The organism is Streptomyces sp. NPDC001732, from assembly GCF_053596315.1.
Window position 1 is genome coordinate 1 of the sequence record NZ_JBSFFY010000097.1, and the last position, 15,609, is coordinate 15,609.

The window sequence follows — 15,609 nt, forward strand, 5'->3', positions numbered from 1 at the left end:
TCCTGTGGGCCCTGATTCGTGACCGACGGTGCTACCAGGTCACACCCCCAGTGACAGCGGCGGCTTGACATCAGCATTGGGAAGCACCTGGACGAAGTCTTCATCAAGGTCAACGGTGAGCTGAAGTACCTGTGGCGGGCCGTCGACGCCGACGGCAACGTGCTCGACATTTTGGTCCAGAACCGGCGGGACACCGCTGCGGCCCGGCGGTTCTTCCGCAAACTGCTCAAGAAGACCTGCTCGGTGCCGAGGGTGGTCGTCACCGACAAGCTGCGCTCCTACGGCGCGGCCCACCGCGAGGTCATGCCCTCCGTAGAACACCGCGCCCACAAGGGCCTGAACAACCAGGGCGAGAACATGCGTGCCGCGGCGCGGGATGCGGTGGCCTGTCCCGAAGCCGTCACGGTGGCCTCGGTCCTGACCGGCCCGGCGTTCAGCAGCAGGTGCTCGATGACACGGACCGGCAACCGCCGCAGTCGCTCGCCGATGTCCCCGGCCTCGTCAACGAACTGGCCCGGCAGCCTCGAGCGGCCGTGGATCGTCGGTCGCCTCAGCGCCGCCGCAACAGGACCGCTGAACGCATGGGTGCGCGCCTGGGTACGCACCCGGGCACAAGCCGAAGACACCGAGCATGTGGCGGGTCTCCCCGGCTCACCGGTCCGCGCCGATCCCCAGGCTTTTGGCGGAAAGCCGGCCCGGGAACGAGCACCCGTGAAACCGAAGCCGCCGGCGGCCCCGGACGCCACCCAGCAGGCCGCGAAGGGCTTCGCTCGCGGCCTGCCTCATGCCCGTGTCTACGCCGCCGGGCACGGCAGCCTGTGCGCGCCCAACACGGGCTTCGCCGTTGGCCTGTGGCTCGCCAACCAGCGCGCCAGCCAGTTCCCGGACCGAATGGAGGAAGTGCTTTCCGGCCATCAGACCCGCGCTCCCCTCGTCAGCCGCGTCCGGTCCCCGGCCAGGCGCTGGAGACGGCCCGCCGGGGCCGGGAAAGCCGCCAGGCCGCCCCCACACCCCGGTGCTCTCCTCCCTCACTGACGACAAGGAGAGGGGAGGAGAGGAAGGGTGACGCTGCTTCAGCGGACGGAAACAGGTGCTGACCTGGACGAACGCGGGAGATCACCACCACTGGCACCAAAGCGGGAGGGCGCACCTGCCCCCGTTTTGGCTCACCTGCCGCGATCCTGTCACTTCCGGTCGAAGGAGAGCCATGTACCGGCGAGGTCCTGCTGGCCCACCCCGGGCTTGGACCAGTCGCAGACACCGTCCCGGAAGATCGCCGTAAGATCCTTCAACTCGCCTTCGGTGACCGGAACTCGGTAGTCCGAGCGGTCCACGGGACGCTTGCGGCACTTGACGATGTCGTTGGCCACATCGGCCCCGGCCACCATCCGCGGCGAGGTCCACACCGGGTAGAGGGTGTTGCACTCGGTGTTGTCGATGCCCTCGACCTGGGGCTCCTCGATCTTCTTCGCACCGATGCCACGGGTCCAGCAGGCGTCGGTAAGACCTTGCGGCTTGTTGCGGACGATCTTCTCGATGGGCGTCTCGTCGCCGGAGTCCGCCTTGATGCCGGAGAGCCACTGGTCCATGTCAGACAGCATCCCGGCAAGCGTGAATCCGTGCCCGCTGGAGCGGGTGAGCATGATCTGGTTGGCGTGGGTGCCATTGGCCTTGTCCAGGCGCGCCCGGGTGGAGAAGGAGTGGAAACGCATGTGGATGTCGCCGGTGGCCACGTCGTCGGTGTAGTCGCGGTAGTCGATGATCGGGACGTCGGCAAGGCCACCACCGCCGTTCAGCATGCGGCCCGTGCGGTAGGCGAGCCGTACCGCCTTGAGATCGGCGACGGTGCGCGCCGCGGCGGGCTTGGCGTCGTCGTCGAGGCCGCCGATGCGCCGGTTCAGGTCGATGAACTGGGCCATGTCGATGGTCCCCTTGTTCAGGGCCTCAAGTCCGTACTGGATACCGGTGTTGTCGAGCGGCCTGCGCGCCTTCCCGGTCTCCGGTACCTCGCCGTAGACGTTCACGGTGTGGCTGTAGACATCACAGCGGGCACCGTCCGGGTTGGTGCCGGGGTTGTAGCGCTGTGCCGCGGGCAGCTGGGACGGGCAGTACACCGTGGGGTCGATGCGGCCGGCGGCGCGGGCCAGGCTGCCGATGCTCTCCCACTTGCCGAACCCGGAGACCGCCCGCTGCTGCTCCTCGGTGAACGCGTCCGGCGCGACATCCTTGAAGTAGTGGTTCAGGAGCTGGGCGTCGCTGAGCGTCTGTATCGTTCCGAAGCCGACATCGGGAAAGCTGCAGCCGGAGAGGATGCCGTCCAGCAGACCCGGGTAGTTGTCGGCGATCTGATGAGTCTGGTACGAGCCGCCGGAGCAGCCGTTTCCGATGGTGAAGGCCGGTTCGCCGTACGTCTCCACGAAGCGTTCCTTGACCATGCTCATGGTCTCGGCCGCCAGCACATCGTTGCAGTTGTTGCCGAACACGTTGAGCGTGGACGAGGCGACGCCGTAGCCCTTGCTCAGATACGCGTCGTTCATGATACCGACGGTGTTTCGGCCCTGGACGTACCAGCCACCGTTGCAGCCCCCGCCGAAGCCGTACATGAGGCGCCCGTTCCAGCCCGGCTCACGTTGCAGCGGGTAGGGGGCGGCGGACTGCGGATCGTGCAGCACGGCCGTCTCGTAGATGCCGCGGTTGATGGTGCCGGTCTCGACGCGGACGATGTACGGCACCTTCTTGCCCGTGCTCGTCGTGGCCGTGGCCAGGTCTGCGGGGCGGGCGCTCTCGTCGGGCAGCGGAACGAACTTGCCGGCCGTGGTGCGGTACATGTAGTCGACGCGGGTGCTGACCGAGCAGTCCTTGTCGAGCGGCTGCCCGAGGGTGTCGCCGGTCACCGTCTTGAACTCGGCGGTGTCGCAGACGAACGGCTGCTCGTGCGGCCCGGAGAACATCGGCCCCGTGATGGGGTGGTTCTTCAGGGTCAGCTGTCCGGCGTCGGCGCCCGGAGCCCGGGCCGTCAGTGTGTTGTCGCCCTTGGACAGCTCCTTCACCACGCCCATCAACGCATGGTCGCCGGAGGGCCGGAAGCTCGACGTCACGTCCCGGCCCGCCACCTCGACCCGGACTCCGTCGGCCGCTACGGAGGCGGGCACCTCGACACGTATCAGGGCGTCGTCTCCCGACACCATGCCGGGCCGCGACGACACGGCTGTCACCTGTAGCTTCTCGCGTTCCTGACTGCCGGCCGGCGTCGCCGAAGCGCCGATCAGCACACCCATGAACGCTGTGCCGACAAGGACCAGTTCGACCGGTCTCGCGGCTCGTGTGAATGACACCACGGAATTACCCTCGCTTCTGAAGTCTGAGGTCGTGCTCGGAGATGGTGCTCGCAGTACGGACACGGGCTTCGGGCCCGCGCGGCCGACCGGCTCCGGCCCGGCTACCAGTTGGTGAACGCCCCGTCCGTCGTGCGCAAGTGCGGGCGCTCGGCCGCCGTGGCCTGGTAGCGGCGTGCCGCCTCCCGGTCGATGTCGACGCCGATGCCCGGCAGTTCGCTCAGCTCCACCCGTCCCGGCACGATCGTCGGCCTCGCGGTGAAGAGGGCGGCGATGGCCGGGTCGGGGTCGGTCTGGTGCTCCTGGATCGCCATATTGGGGCAGGCCAGGTTGAGTTGGAGCGAGGAGGCGGCGGTGACCGGGCCGAGCGGGTTGTGGGTGGCGAGCTTGATGTGGTGGGCCTCCGCCATCGCCGCGATCTTCTTCGCCTCGGTCAGACCCGCGGCCACCCCGACGTCCACTCGCACGTAATCGATGAGGTCGTCCTCGATGAGTGTCCTGAACTCCCATTTGGATCCGTACTGCTCACCTGCGGCCAGCGGCACACCCGTGCGGGCCCGCAGCATGCGATAGCTGTCCGGGTTCTCACAGCGCAGTGGGTCCTCGACGAAGTACGGGCGGGCCGCCTCGATCTCTCGGCACAGGGTCAGCACCTCCGGCGGATCCAGGCGGGTATGGACGTCGAGGATCAGCTCCACCTCGTCGCCGACCGCGTCCCGGACCTCGTGGAAGAGGCCGACCGAGTCACGCAGGCAGCGGCGGGCGTCGAGCGTGCCGTCGGCGTCGTGCGGCGAGGCGAACCGCAGATGGCGCCAGCCCTCGGCGACCAGGCCGCGGCAGCGGTCCAGGAACCGAGCGCGGTCGTCGTAGCCGTCACCGACATGCACATAGGCGGGCACGTGATCACGCACCCGGCCGCCGAGGAGTTCGTGCACCGGTACGCCGAGCGCCTTGCCGCGGATGTCCCAGAGGGCCACGTCCACCGCCGCGATGGCGGCTCCGAGTATGCGGTCGGCGGGGAAGAACCCGCGCCGGAACATCACCTGCCAGAGGTGCTCGATGCGCCGTGGGTCCTCGCCGACGATCAGCTCCGCGAGGTGGTCGAGACCACCCGCGACCGCTCGCTGACGCGACCTGATGCCGACCTCGCCCAGACCGTGGATGCCCTCGTCGGTGTCGACCACGACCAGCATCATGCTGTCTCCGTGGTCGGGGAGAGTCAGCACTTCCAGGCCGGTGATCTTCATGCCACTCCTCTATGAAAACGTTCCCGCAATTTCAGTGCCGTTCTTGAGAACACATCATTGGCAGCAGTTCGGCCGCAAGGCAAGGCCCATGCATGCAGAAGGTTTTCCTCGGCGAAATACTCCTGACACACGTCTTGACACGCACCGGGAACGTTCGCAAACATCAACCGCATTCGCAGGATCCAGATGCGAGAGGACCGGGATCCCCCGGCTCAGGACGACGAGGAGGCCCACCCGTGGCAGTAACGATCCGGGAGGTGGCGAGCGCCGCGGGCGTCTCGGTGTCGACGGTGTCCCGTGCGTTCACCGCACCCGACCAGGTGCAGCCGACGACCCGGCAGCGCATCCTCGACGCCGCGGCCGAGCTCGGCTACTCCCCCAACCCGGCGGCCCGTTCACTGCGCGGCAGCGGCACCGGTACGCTCGGCCTGATCGTCCCGGACATCGCCAACCCGTTCTTCCCGCCGATCATCAAGGCGATGCAGGCCCGCGCCCGGCACCTGGGCTACACGGTTCTGGTCGCCGACAGCGACGAGCGCGAAGCCGACGAAATGGCGGCCATCGCGGCCGTGTCGAAGCGGGTCGACGGCCTGATCCTGTGGGCTTCCACCCTCACCGAGGACCGGCTCCAGGAACTCGCGGGCCGGATGCCGCTGGTGGTGGTGAACCGTCACGTACCGGGCATCCCCGAGGTCCGGATCTCACTGGCCGCCGGCATCGCGCAGGCCGCCGAACAGCTGAAGGCGTACGGCCACCGGCGCTGCGTCTTCATCAACGCGTCCCGCGCCGAGCTGAGCCGCGGCAAGTCCATCCAGGAGTCCTTCGAAGCGCTCGACCTCTCCCTGTCCGAGCTCGGGCCGTACGAACCACGGTTCGAGACGGGCGTGCACGCCGCCACCCTCGTCGCCGCCCACGAGGCGACGGCCGTGATCGCCCACAACGACGTTGTCGCCCTGGGCGTGCTGCACCAGATGGCCAACCTCGGTGTGAGCGTCCCGCGCGACGTCAGCGTCATCGGCATCGACGACACACTGCTCGCCTCCGTCTCCACCCCCAGCCTCACCACGATCCGGATCGACCCCGAAGAGATCGCCACACGTGCGGGGGATCTCCTGATCGAGACGATCGCGAACACAACAGGCCGCACCGGACGGGGTCCCGATGCCGCCTCCCCCATCGTGGAGATCGGCTCCCGCCTGATTCCCCGCGCCTCGACGGGCCCCGCACCCGCCCACTGACCCACCCGCGGCGCACACCACCGCAACGACCAAAGCACTGCACAACGCCGCACCGAACCCACTCCTGCCCTTCTTGGAGCCGTTATGCCCAGAAACTCCCGCTGTGCGGCCATACTTGGCTGCATGGCGCTGACCGCGACCCTCGCGGGCTGTTCCTCCCTCACTCCGAGCAGCGCCGGCGGGGACGGCGATCTCGTACTGCGGGTGCAGGGCATGCCGCCGGCCACCGACAAGCCGGGGGTCGCCCTGTTCAAGAAGCAGGTGGCCGACTTCGAGAAGGCCAACCCGGGCATCAAGGTCAAGGGTTCGACCACGGTCTTCGACCCGCTGACGTTCTCCGCGAAGCTGTCCGGCGGCAATGTCGAGGACGTCATCAAGGTGCCGCTGACCGAGCCGCAGCGGCTCATCCAGCAGAAGCAGGTGCAGCCGATCACCGGGCAACTCAAGGAGTGGGAGCACTTCAAGGAGTTCAACCCCCAGGTGCTCCAGCCACTGACCGACAGCGCCGGCGACGTGTACGGCGTACCGCAGAACCCGTACGCCCAGGGGCTGGTCTACAACCGCGAGCTCTTCGAGAAGGCCGGCCTGGACCCCGACCGCCCGCCGACCACCTGGGCGGGGGTCCGTACCGCCGCCAAGAAGATCAGCGACAAGACCGGCAAGGCGGGGTTCGTCCATGAATCCAAGGACAACCAGGGCGGCTGGCAGCTGACGATGCTGTCGTACGCCTTCGGTGGTGAGCTGCAGAAGGAGCAGGGTGGCAAGTACACCGCCACGCTCACCGGGGAGCCGACGAAGCAGGCGTTGCGGCTGCTCAAGGACATGCGCTGGAAGGACGACTCGCTCGGCAAAACCCTGCTCAACAATCAGAACGACGTGATCAAGCAGTTCTCGGCCGGGCAGGTCGGCATGTTCATGGGCAGCCCGGGGACGTACCGGCTGGCGAAGATGCAGTTCGGCATGGAGAACACCGACGCCTTCGGAGTGGCCCCGATGCCGCAGTCCGGCGGCGACGCGACACTCACCGGCGGCGACATCTACATGGTTCCGAAGTCCGCCGACAAGAAGCACGCGGCAGCGGCCGTGGAGTGGCTGACGTTCGCCTACGCCAAGCCGCAGTACAGCACCGACATCGCCGCCGAGCAGGCCAAGACGCTGTCCGCCGACCCGAAGTCCGCGGTGGGCGTGCCGACGCTGCCGGTCTTCGACAGGAAGCGGCAGACCGAGATCGATGCCGCGATCAAGCCGTACGTCAATGTGAAGCTTCAGCACTTCAAGCCGTACATCGACGGCCTCTCCACACTGAAGCTGAAGCCGGAGCCGCCGTACCAGGCACAGAAGCTGTACACCGTGCTCGACCCGGTGGTCCAGGCAGTGCTCACCAAGCGCGACGCCGACATCGACGCCCTGCTGGCCGCGGCCGAGAAGGACGTCAATGCCAAGCTCGCCGCGGACCAGAAGTAGCCGGCCCATGGCTCTGCTCGCTCCGTCGCGGCGCCCGGCCGCCGTGTCCAAGGAGCCCGTGCCGCGCGCCCTGCCTCGGCAGCGTGGCACCGGCGCCCGCAAACAGTTCACCGCCTGGCTGTTCCTCGTCCCCGCACTGCTGATCTTCGGGCTCTTCGCCTGGTGGCCGATCGCGCGCAGCCTGCTGCTCAGCTTCCAGAAGACCAACCTCGTCGAGCCCGCGGTCTGGATCGGCCTGGACAACTTCCGTGCCCTGTTCGACGATCCGCTGCTGGGGACCGCCGTCGGGAACACCCTGTTCTTCGTGGCCCTCGGCCTGCTGATCGGGTTCCCGGCGCCGCTGGTCCTGGCCGCGATCATGTCGACGGTGCGGCGGGGCGCGGGCGTCTACCGCTTCCTGGTGTATCTGCCGGTGGTCATCCCGCCGGTCGTGGCGATCCTGCTCTGGAAGTGGTTCTACGATCCCGGGAGCGGGCTCTTCAACAACGCCCTCGGCAAGATCGGGCTCGGCCCGTACTCGTGGCTGGAGTCCTCCGACAGCGCCATGCTCTCGCTGGTCCTGGAGGCCACCTGGGCGGGCATGGGCGGTGCCGTTCTGATCTACCTCGCGGCGATGGTCGGCATCCCCGGCGAACTCTATGAGGCCGCCGAGATGGACGGTGCCGGGATCTGGCGGCGCATCTGGCATGTGATGCTACCTCAGCTCCGTTCCGTCATCGGGCTGTTGCTGCTGGTCCAGCTGATCAACACGGTGCAGGTCTTCACCGAACCGTATGTCTTCACCGGCGGCGGGCCCGAGAACTCCACCCTCACGGTCCTGCTGCTGATCTTCCGGTACGCCTTCCAGGACGGCGAGTACGGCCAGGCCGCCGCGCTCTCCTTCCTGATGGTGCTCGCCCTCGCCCTGCTCTCCGCGGTCTATCTGCGGGCCACCCGCAGCTGGAGCACGTCATGACCACGCTCACCACCTTCGTCTCCACCAACGACCGCCAACGCCCCGGCGTGCGCGCGGCAGTGCGCTCCGTCCAGGTGTTCACCCTGATCCTGCTGCTGCTCATCGGCATCGGACCGCTGTACTGGATGGTCAAGGGCGCGGTCTCCCCGCCCACCGAGCTCACGACCCAGCCCCTGGCCCTCTGGCCGGACCGGCCGGCTCTGGGCAACTTCTCGACGGCGTACACCGATCTGAGTGTCGGCCGCTATCTGATGAACACCCTCCTGGTGGTCGGCGGATCGTGGTTCGTGCAGCTCTTCGTCTCGGCCACGGCGGGCTTCGCGCTCTCGGTGCTCAGGCCGAAGTTCGGCAAGGTCGTCTACGGGGCGATCCTCGCCACGATGTTCGTGCCGTACACGGTGAACATGGTCAGCCTCTTCATGACCGTGATCGATGTACCGTTCCTCCACCTCAACCTGGGCGACACCTACTGGGCGATCTGGCTGCCGGCCGGCACGAACGCCTTCACGGTGCTGCTCGCCAAGCAGTTCTTCGACGCCCTCCCGAAGGAGCTGTTCGACGCGGCGCGGGTCGACGGGGCAAGTACCCGGCAACTGCTCACCAAGATCGTGCTGCCCATGAGCAAGCCGGTGCTCGCCGTGATCAGCCTGCTCGCGGTGATGCACTCCTGGAAGGACTTCATCTGGCCGCTGGTGGCCATCACCGACCCCGAGCGGCAGCCGATCAGCGTCGCGCTGTCCCAGCTCGCCACGCAGGCCCCGCAGGACCAGCTGATCGCCACGATGGTGCTCGCCGTCGCCCCGCCGGTGCTCGTCTTCGTCGTCTGCCAGAAGTACATCGTCGCCGGGCTCGGCTTCACCGGGGTCAAGGGCTGACTTCCGCCGGAGCCGACGGCCGAACCCCGGCTCCCCCCCCCACCGCACCTTCCGCTCCGAAATCTCCGGGGCATCCGGAACACCCAGACCAAGAGAAGGGCACCTCCATGTCAGTCGCCCGGCGCAGATTCATCCAGGGCACGGCCGTCGCCACCGGCGCCGCACTGTTGCCCGCCGTTCCCGCGTACGCCGCGGACCCGGTCACCATCGAGGCCGACGGCATCACTCTGGTCGGCCGTGGCGACGGCAGCGTCCTCGTGCGGGACGGTGCGGGCACCGACCGCATCCTGCTCAGCCACTTCATGATCAAGGACACCTCGCTCGGCCAGCAGCGCACCTTCGGCGGCACCCCCGCCCGGATCACGCTCCCGGACGGGCGGCCCGCGATTCAGGTGACGTACACGATGGGGAGCAGCGCGTCCGGAGTCACGGTGCGCGGCACCTTCGACGTCACCTCCCGCAAGGCACACATGAAGTGGGAGGTCGGCGGCTCCGGCACGCTCACACCGGCCGGCTTCATGTTCTCCCGCACGGTGTACGGAGCGAGCGCAGCGGAGTCGTACGAAGCCCTGACCGTCTGGGAGAAGGACCCCCGGGGCGGCATTCCGTATGAGGTGAACGCGGGCGGCGCGTACGTGGAGACGTGGGCCGGGTCGAAGGGCTTCTTCTGCCTCCCGTCCACCAACCCCGCGAACACGAACGCCACATGGGTCCATTCCCCCGGCACCTCGACCGGCGCGGGCACCGCGGTCACCGAGGCCGATCTGGTTCTGGGCGATCTACGGCCGCGCGGGGCGGGAACGCTCGCCGCCGAGCGCCCGCTCGGCGTGGAGGTGTGGACCGACCAGCCGTTCAACCTCTACAAGGCGGCCGGGCAGACGATGACGCTGAAGGCGCAGGTCGTCAACGGCTCCGCCACGGCCAGGAAGGTGACACTCACCTGGTGGGCGCGGGACTTCGGCGGCAGAAGGATCGCCGGGGGGACGCTCCGCAGGAGTCTCGCGGCGGGCGCGGCCTGGAACGCCTCCTTCGCTCTGACCGCGCCCTCGCAGAACATCGTGTTCACCGGGGTGGAGGTGGTCAGCGGCAACGACCGGGCGCTGGCCCGCACGAATCTGAGCGTGCTCCCGGAGTTCGCGTACAAGGCGGGCAAGGAGTCGATGTTCGGCCTCGCCAACTACCCCTGGCTGCTCGAACCCGACAAGGACGCCGTACTGGGGCTGGTCAGGACGCTCGGCATCAAGTGGATCCGCATCGCCTACGCGGGCGCCCCGGGCATCGACACCGCGACCCTGGACGCGAACGGCATCGGGCACAACGTGGAGCTGAGCGGCATCCCCGTGGGCGGCAGCCCGGAGCAGATCGCGGCCTGGGCCGACACGAATGTCGCCAAGGCCCTGGCCGCCGAGGCCGCGTACTTCGAGGTGAGCAACGAGGTCAACCAGCCCTGGATGTCGGGCCGCGGCGCCGACGCCTACGTCCGGGACGGTCTGCGCCAGGTCACCACGCGCCTCGACGCGGCGGGCTCGCGGATGAAGATCATGAACGCCGGCCTCGGCGGCATGGACTACGTATGGACCGAGAACTTCCGTGCCGCGGGCGGCTGGGACCTCATCGACGCCTTCGCCTTCCACCCCGGTCGCGGCAACTTCACGCCCGATTTCGCGCCGCCGCCCGAGGAGTGGACGCAGGGACCGTCCGGCTCGTACTGGAACTTCCTCGGCGCGCTGCGCAAGGCGAACCAGGTCCTTCAGGAGTACGGCGGCGACAAGGAGCTGTGGCTGACCGAGGCGTACGCACCGACCCGGCCCAACGCGTGGTGGAGCGACACCTACCGGCACGCCGCCGAGAACACACTGCTCACGCTCGCGCTCGCCAAGTCCGAGAACGTACGCGCCGTCAACTGGTACCAGCTGCACGACTCGGTGCTCTACCACCCGCAGGAGGCCGACCCCGCCAACCCCGAGTACCACTACGGCCTGATGAACCGCGACACCAGCGCCAAGCCCTCGCTCCTCGCCTACGCGACCGCCGCCCGGGTCTTGGACGAGGCCGAGTTCGTCCGGCATCTCGCCTTCGCCGACCAGGACATCAAGGGACTCCTCTTCACCACTCCCGGCGGACCGGTCTCGGTCATCTGGAGCCGCAAGGACGGATACGTCCTCAACTCCGAGCACGGCGAGGACCCCTGGTTCGCGTCGCCCGAGCCCTGGGTCGACACCTGGACGACCAGGACCCCGGTTGTGGCCCACGCGGGGACGGTCGACGGCACGGTGCGGGAGCTGAACTGCATCGGCCAGGAACGCTCCCTGAAAGCCTCCGACGGCAAGGTCACCCTCACCCTCGACGGTGCCCCGCGCATCTACTACGGCCTCGCCACCAATCCCGACTGGAAGTAAGTGACGTTCGACATGAGGAACGAAACCGCACGGCACGACATCACCGTCGTCGGCGGCGGCCTGGCCGGGGTCTGCGCGGCGATCGCCGCCGCCCGGCTGGGCCGTACCGTGGCACTCGTCAACAACCGGCCGGTGCTCGGCGGCAACGCGAGCAGCGAGGTCCGGGTCTGGGTGTGCGGCGCGACCGGCCACGGCAAGAATCACCATGCCCGTGAGGGCGGCATCATGGGCGAGCTGCTCGTGGAGAACCAGTTCCGCAACCCGGACGGGAACCCCTACTACTGGGACGCCGTGGTCCTGGACGCCGTGCGCGCCGAGCCCGGCATCACGCTCTATCTCAACACCGACGTGCGCGAGGTCGACGCCGAAGGTCCGGACGAGGCCCGGCGAATCACCTCGGTCACCGGTTGGATGATGGGCTCGGAGCGGCGGATACGCTTCGAGAGCCCCCTCTTCCTCGACTGCACGGGGGACGGCCTGATCGGCCACCTGGCGGGCGCCCACCACCGCATCGGCCGGGAATCCCACGCCGAGTACGGCGAGTCATGGGCTCCGGAGGCGGCCGACGACATCACCCTGGGATCGACTCTCCTCTTCTACACGAAGGACGCCGGCCATCCGGTCAAGTTCGTGCCGCCGGACTTCGCCAAGGACATCACCCGGACCTCCATCCCGCAGCGCCGCGTCATCAAGTCCGGTGACAACGGCTGCGCGTACTGGTGGATCGAGTTCGGCGGCGAGCTCGACACCGTCCACGACAACGAACGCATCCGTGACGAGCTGTGGGCGGTGATCCACGGCGTCTGGGACCACATCAAGAACTCCGGCGAGTTCGACGCGGCGAACATGACGCTGGAGTGGGTGGGTTCGGTGCCCGGCAAGCGCGAGTACCGGCGCTTCCTCGGCGACTACGTCCTGCACCAGGGCGACATCCTCGGCCAGACCGAGTTCGACGACCGGGTCGCGTTCGGCGGCTGGTCCATCGACCTGCATCCGCCCAAGGGCATGTACGCCGACGAGGGCGGCGCCAAGCAGCGCTACGCGGACGGGATCTACCACATCCCCTACCGCAGCCTGTACTCGGTGAACACGACGAACCTGCTCTTCGCCGGACGCAACATCTCCGCCAGCCACGTCGCCTTCGGCTCGACCCGCGTCATGGCGACCTGCGCCACGATCGGACAGGCGGCCGGCACGGCGGCGGCACTCTGCGCCACCGGAGATGTCACCCCGCGCGAACTCCCCGTACCCGAGCTGCACCGGGCGCTGCTGCGCCAGGATGCCTCGCTCATCGGCCTCGCCTCGACGGACCCGGAGGACCTGGCCCTGCGGGCGAGGGCCACCGCCTCGTCCACCTTGAGCGGCTTGGCAGTCGAGGACTCCGACGAGCTATGGCCGCTCGCGGCGGACGCCGGACTCGTCCTCCCCGCGGACCCGGACCTCTCCGGCGTGGAACTGCTCGTCGACGCCGACCGCGACACCGAGATCGTGATCGATCTGTACGACCCCGAACTCGGCCAGAACTACGTCCCGCGCCGCCTCGTCACCTCCACCACCCTGCCCGTCGCCGCCGGTGCCCGGCAGTGGCTCAAGACGGGCCTGGACTGGTCTCCCGAAACCCCGCGCAACGCCTTCCTGGTAGTCCGCGCCAACGACGCCCTCGCTCTGCACCGCTCCGACCGCCCGACCCCCGGCGTCCTGTGCTTCACGCGCGTACCGCTGCGCCCGTCGGACGAATCGCCGCAGCCGCTGCGCGAGTGGACGGACACAGGTCTGCTGCGCCGCACCTTCTGCCTCCGTACGGGAGAGACCGCGGCCTACTCCCCCGCCAAGGCCACCGACGGCTATGCCCGCCCGTACGCGGGACCGCACATGTGGGTCTCCGCACCACTGGCGGACGTCCCTTTCCCCTGGCTCGAGCTGGCCTGGCCCGAACCGGTCGCTCTGGGCCGGATCGAGGTCATCGCCGACGACGACGTCAACGAGGACCTGATCAACTTGCACCACCACCACACGCCCTTCGACACCCTCCCCACCCTCCTTCGCGACTACCGCATCGAGGCACTGGATACTGACGGCTCCTGGCGCGTCATCGCCCGTGCGGCGCAGAATCGGCGGCGACGCGAGACGCACACGCTGGCGGAGCCGGTCACCACATCGGCGATCCGGGTCGTCGTCGAAGCCACTAACGGGGCGGCGTCGGCGCACGTCGTCGCCGTGCGCGCCTACGAGTAGAAGCACCGACGCAGGAGAGTGACCGGATGGTCAAAAGAGCGATGGTCACCGGGGCCGCCGGGCGGATCGGGCGAGCGGTCCTCGCGCTGCTCGCCGAGCGCGGGATCGAGGCGAACGCCTTGGTCCTCGATGATCCCGGGGATCTCGCGGCGCGCCTGGTCGCGACCGGTGACGCGGCCGACGCGAAGACCGTGCGGGCTGCTCTGGAGGGCGCCGATGCGGTCATCCACCTGGCGGCGATCCCGACTCCCGAGCGCAACACCGCATGTGAGGTCTTCGCGGGCAACAGCCTCTCCACCTTCACCGTCCTGGAGGAGGCCGGCCGGGCGGGGATCCGGCATGCGGCGGTGGCAAGCTCCTGGGGTGTCACGGGCCTGCCCTGGACGGATGTCGCGGATCCGCATCCGCCGTACGCGCCGGTCGATGAGGCGATGGCCTCCCAGGTTGCCGACCCTTACGGCCTGTCCAAACAGGTCGACGAGCTGACGGCGCAGATGATGGCGCGGCGGTACGGAATGAGCGTGGTGTGCCTGCGCTATCCGTACGTGGGCGGATTCGAGGAACGGCTGCACGCCCATGCCGCCCGGCTCACGGCCGACCCGGCCGCGGGGGCAAGAGACCTGTGGACGTACCTCGAGGTCCATGACGCAGCGAGGGCCGCGCTGCTGGCCTTGGACGTATCCGGCCGTGCGGCGCACGCGGTACACCTCTGCGCCCCCGAGATCATCGTGCCGTACCCGACGGAGGAACTGCTGCGCCGCTATCACCCCACCACCGTGCTGCGGCGCCCGCTGCCGGGTCGCGCGGCGCCGGTCGACACCTCGGCCGCGCGCAGGCTGCTGGGGTTCACGGCACAGAATCTCCTCGGTCACGGGGCGGTTCCGCCGAGTTGAGATCACGACGGCCGCCGGACCACCGCGGATAGGAGAGAACAGGACGTTTCCTGAGTCCAAGTGACGTACCGAGCGATATCCGCGATGACTCCACCAAATCATCGTCAGCCGGGCGAAGGTGGTGGCAGGTGGCAGTTCGCTGGCCTGCGGAGGAGCCAGGCGACCTGACTCTCGCGGAACGTAGGGAAAACAACCCTGCCGAGGCGGGCGTTGGTCCCAATGCGCCGAGTGCGCCGGGAACGGCAGAGTCCATCCATGAACATTTCTCGGCTCCGTAGAAGCACAGTCAAGTCCGGTGTGCTCACCCTGGTGTGCGCGGTAGCCGCACTGGCGGTGACAGGGTGCGGCGCCCCTCAGAAAGTGTTGGGTAATTGATCAACTCCATGGCGTGATCCACTGGCGCTGATCTTCGCGTCGAACTGTCCGCAAAGATCACCGCCATGTGTGTCTGCGTGTGCAAGCCCTCCTATGACTCGTCGTTAACGGATGCTCAGTGGGCGGTGATCGAGCCGCTGCTGCCGGTGCGGGACCCGCGCCGGGGCGGCCGCCAGCTGAAGTTCCCGCGTCGGCTGATCGTGGATACCGTGCTGTACGCGCTGGTCAGCGGCTGCGCGTGGCGGCTGGTGCCGCACGACCTCGCGCCGTGGGACGCGGCCTACCGGTGGTTTCGCGCCTGGACGGCGGACGGCACCTGGGACCGGGTCCACGACGCACTGCGCGAGCGGGTCCGAGTGGCGGACGGCCGGGACCCGCAGCCTTCGGTGGCCGTACTGGACTCGCAGTCCGCCCGTAGTCATCAGGGCGGTCAGGCCATCGGCTACGACGCGGGCAAGCGCGTACGGGGGCTCCCGGGCCACGGAGTGGCCCGGATCCCCGGGACGAAGTCCCGAAACCACGCACGGAGTGCGTGGTTGTTTTCCGCCGCGTAGCGGCGGCGCGTCGTGTCTGCGGAGCTGAAACGACGCGCC

10 protein-coding genes and 1 pseudogene are annotated in these 15,609 nt (G+C 68.5%); 9 read left to right on the top strand and 2 right to left on the bottom strand.

What is annotated here, in order from left to right; all coding sequences use genetic code 11:
* Window positions 1-84: 84 nt before the first annotated feature.
* Window positions 85-375: pseudogene (locus ACWCXX_RS37950) on the top strand (IS6 family transposase); the annotation flags it as partial.
* A gap of 809 nt (window positions 376-1,184) precedes the next feature.
* Here the strand turns inward: ACWCXX_RS37950 and ACWCXX_RS37955 are convergent.
* Window positions 1,185-3,215 carry a DUF6351 family protein gene (locus ACWCXX_RS37955; protein ID WP_451135420.1) on the bottom strand — a complete coding sequence of 677 codons (2,031 nt, stop codon included), beginning with the start codon at window positions 3,213-3,215 and terminating at the stop codon, window positions 1,185-1,187.
* 224 nt (window positions 3,216-3,439) lie between these two features.
* On the bottom strand, window positions 3,440-4,582 hold the full coding sequence (locus ACWCXX_RS37960) for a mandelate racemase/muconate lactonizing enzyme family protein (protein WP_451135422.1): 1,143 nt from the start codon (window positions 4,580-4,582) through the stop codon (window positions 3,440-3,442).
* A 236-nt stretch (window positions 4,583-4,818) separates the two neighbouring features.
* Between ACWCXX_RS37960 and ACWCXX_RS37965 the strand changes: the two genes are divergently transcribed.
* The 8 genes from ACWCXX_RS37965 to ACWCXX_RS38000 all read left to right on the top strand — a co-directional run bounded on the left by ACWCXX_RS37965 (window position 4,819) and on the right by ACWCXX_RS38000 (window position 15,570).
* The gene (locus ACWCXX_RS37965; RefSeq protein ID WP_451135424.1) at window positions 4,819-5,820 is read left to right on the top strand and encodes a LacI family DNA-binding transcriptional regulator; all 1,002 of its coding nucleotides are present in this window, start codon (window positions 4,819-4,821) and stop codon (window positions 5,818-5,820) included.
* Between the two features lie 123 nt (window positions 5,821-5,943).
* On the top strand, window positions 5,944-7,284 hold the full coding sequence (locus tag ACWCXX_RS37970; RefSeq protein WP_384413073.1) for an ABC transporter substrate-binding protein: 1,341 nt from the start codon (window positions 5,944-5,946) through the stop codon (window positions 7,282-7,284).
* Between the two features lie 7 nt (window positions 7,285-7,291).
* On the top strand, window positions 7,292-8,239 hold the full coding sequence (locus ACWCXX_RS37975) for a carbohydrate ABC transporter permease (protein ID WP_451135427.1): 948 nt from the start codon (window positions 7,292-7,294) through the stop codon (window positions 8,237-8,239).
* Window positions 8,236-9,114: a carbohydrate ABC transporter permease gene (locus tag ACWCXX_RS37980; RefSeq protein ID WP_451135429.1), complete on the top strand. Its 879-nt coding sequence runs from the start codon at window positions 8,236-8,238 to the stop codon at window positions 9,112-9,114. Before ACWCXX_RS37975 ends, ACWCXX_RS37980 begins: the two co-directional genes overlap by 4 nt.
* 107 nt (window positions 9,115-9,221) lie before the next feature.
* Window positions 9,222-11,513 (top strand): hypothetical protein, encoded by a 2,292-nt coding sequence (locus tag ACWCXX_RS37985; RefSeq protein WP_451135431.1) that lies wholly within the window; start codon window positions 9,222-9,224, stop codon window positions 11,511-11,513.
* A 12-nt stretch (window positions 11,514-11,525) separates the two neighbouring features.
* Window positions 11,526-13,748, top strand: coding sequence for an FAD-dependent oxidoreductase (locus ACWCXX_RS37990; RefSeq protein ID WP_451135433.1), 2,223 nt, complete (start codon window positions 11,526-11,528; stop codon window positions 13,746-13,748).
* A gap of 26 nt (window positions 13,749-13,774) precedes the next feature.
* Window positions 13,775-14,641: an NAD-dependent epimerase/dehydratase family protein gene (locus ACWCXX_RS37995; RefSeq protein ID WP_451135435.1), complete on the top strand. Its 867-nt coding sequence runs from the start codon at window positions 13,775-13,777 to the stop codon at window positions 14,639-14,641.
* A gap of 440 nt (window positions 14,642-15,081) precedes the next feature.
* Window positions 15,082-15,570, top strand: coding sequence for a transposase (locus ACWCXX_RS38000; RefSeq protein WP_451135437.1), 489 nt, complete (start codon window positions 15,082-15,084; stop codon window positions 15,568-15,570).
* Window positions 15,571-15,609 lie beyond the last annotated feature (39 nt).

Excerpts from the sequence above, each read along its gene's own strand:
- ACWCXX_RS37960 (WP_451135422.1), bottom strand. The coding sequence starts at position 4,582 with ATGAAGATCACCGGCCTGGAAGTGCTGACTCTCCCCGACCACGGAGAC.
- ACWCXX_RS37970 (WP_384413073.1), top strand. The coding sequence starts at position 5,944 with ATGGCGCTGACCGCGACCCTCGCGGGCTGTTCCTCCCTCACTCCGAGC.
- ACWCXX_RS37975 (WP_451135427.1), top strand. The coding sequence starts at position 7,292 with ATGGCTCTGCTCGCTCCGTCGCGGCGCCCGGCCGCCGTGTCCAAGGAG.
- ACWCXX_RS37980 (WP_451135429.1), top strand. The coding sequence starts at position 8,236 with ATGACCACGCTCACCACCTTCGTCTCCACCAACGACCGCCAACGCCCC.
- ACWCXX_RS37985 (WP_451135431.1), top strand. The coding sequence starts at position 9,222 with ATGTCAGTCGCCCGGCGCAGATTCATCCAGGGCACGGCCGTCGCCACC.
- ACWCXX_RS37990 (WP_451135433.1), top strand. The coding sequence starts at position 11,526 with ATGAGGAACGAAACCGCACGGCACGACATCACCGTCGTCGGCGGCGGC.
- ACWCXX_RS37995 (WP_451135435.1), top strand. The coding sequence starts at position 13,775 with ATGGTCAAAAGAGCGATGGTCACCGGGGCCGCCGGGCGGATCGGGCGA.
- ACWCXX_RS38000 (WP_451135437.1), top strand. The coding sequence starts at position 15,082 with ATGTGTGTCTGCGTGTGCAAGCCCTCCTATGACTCGTCGTTAACGGAT.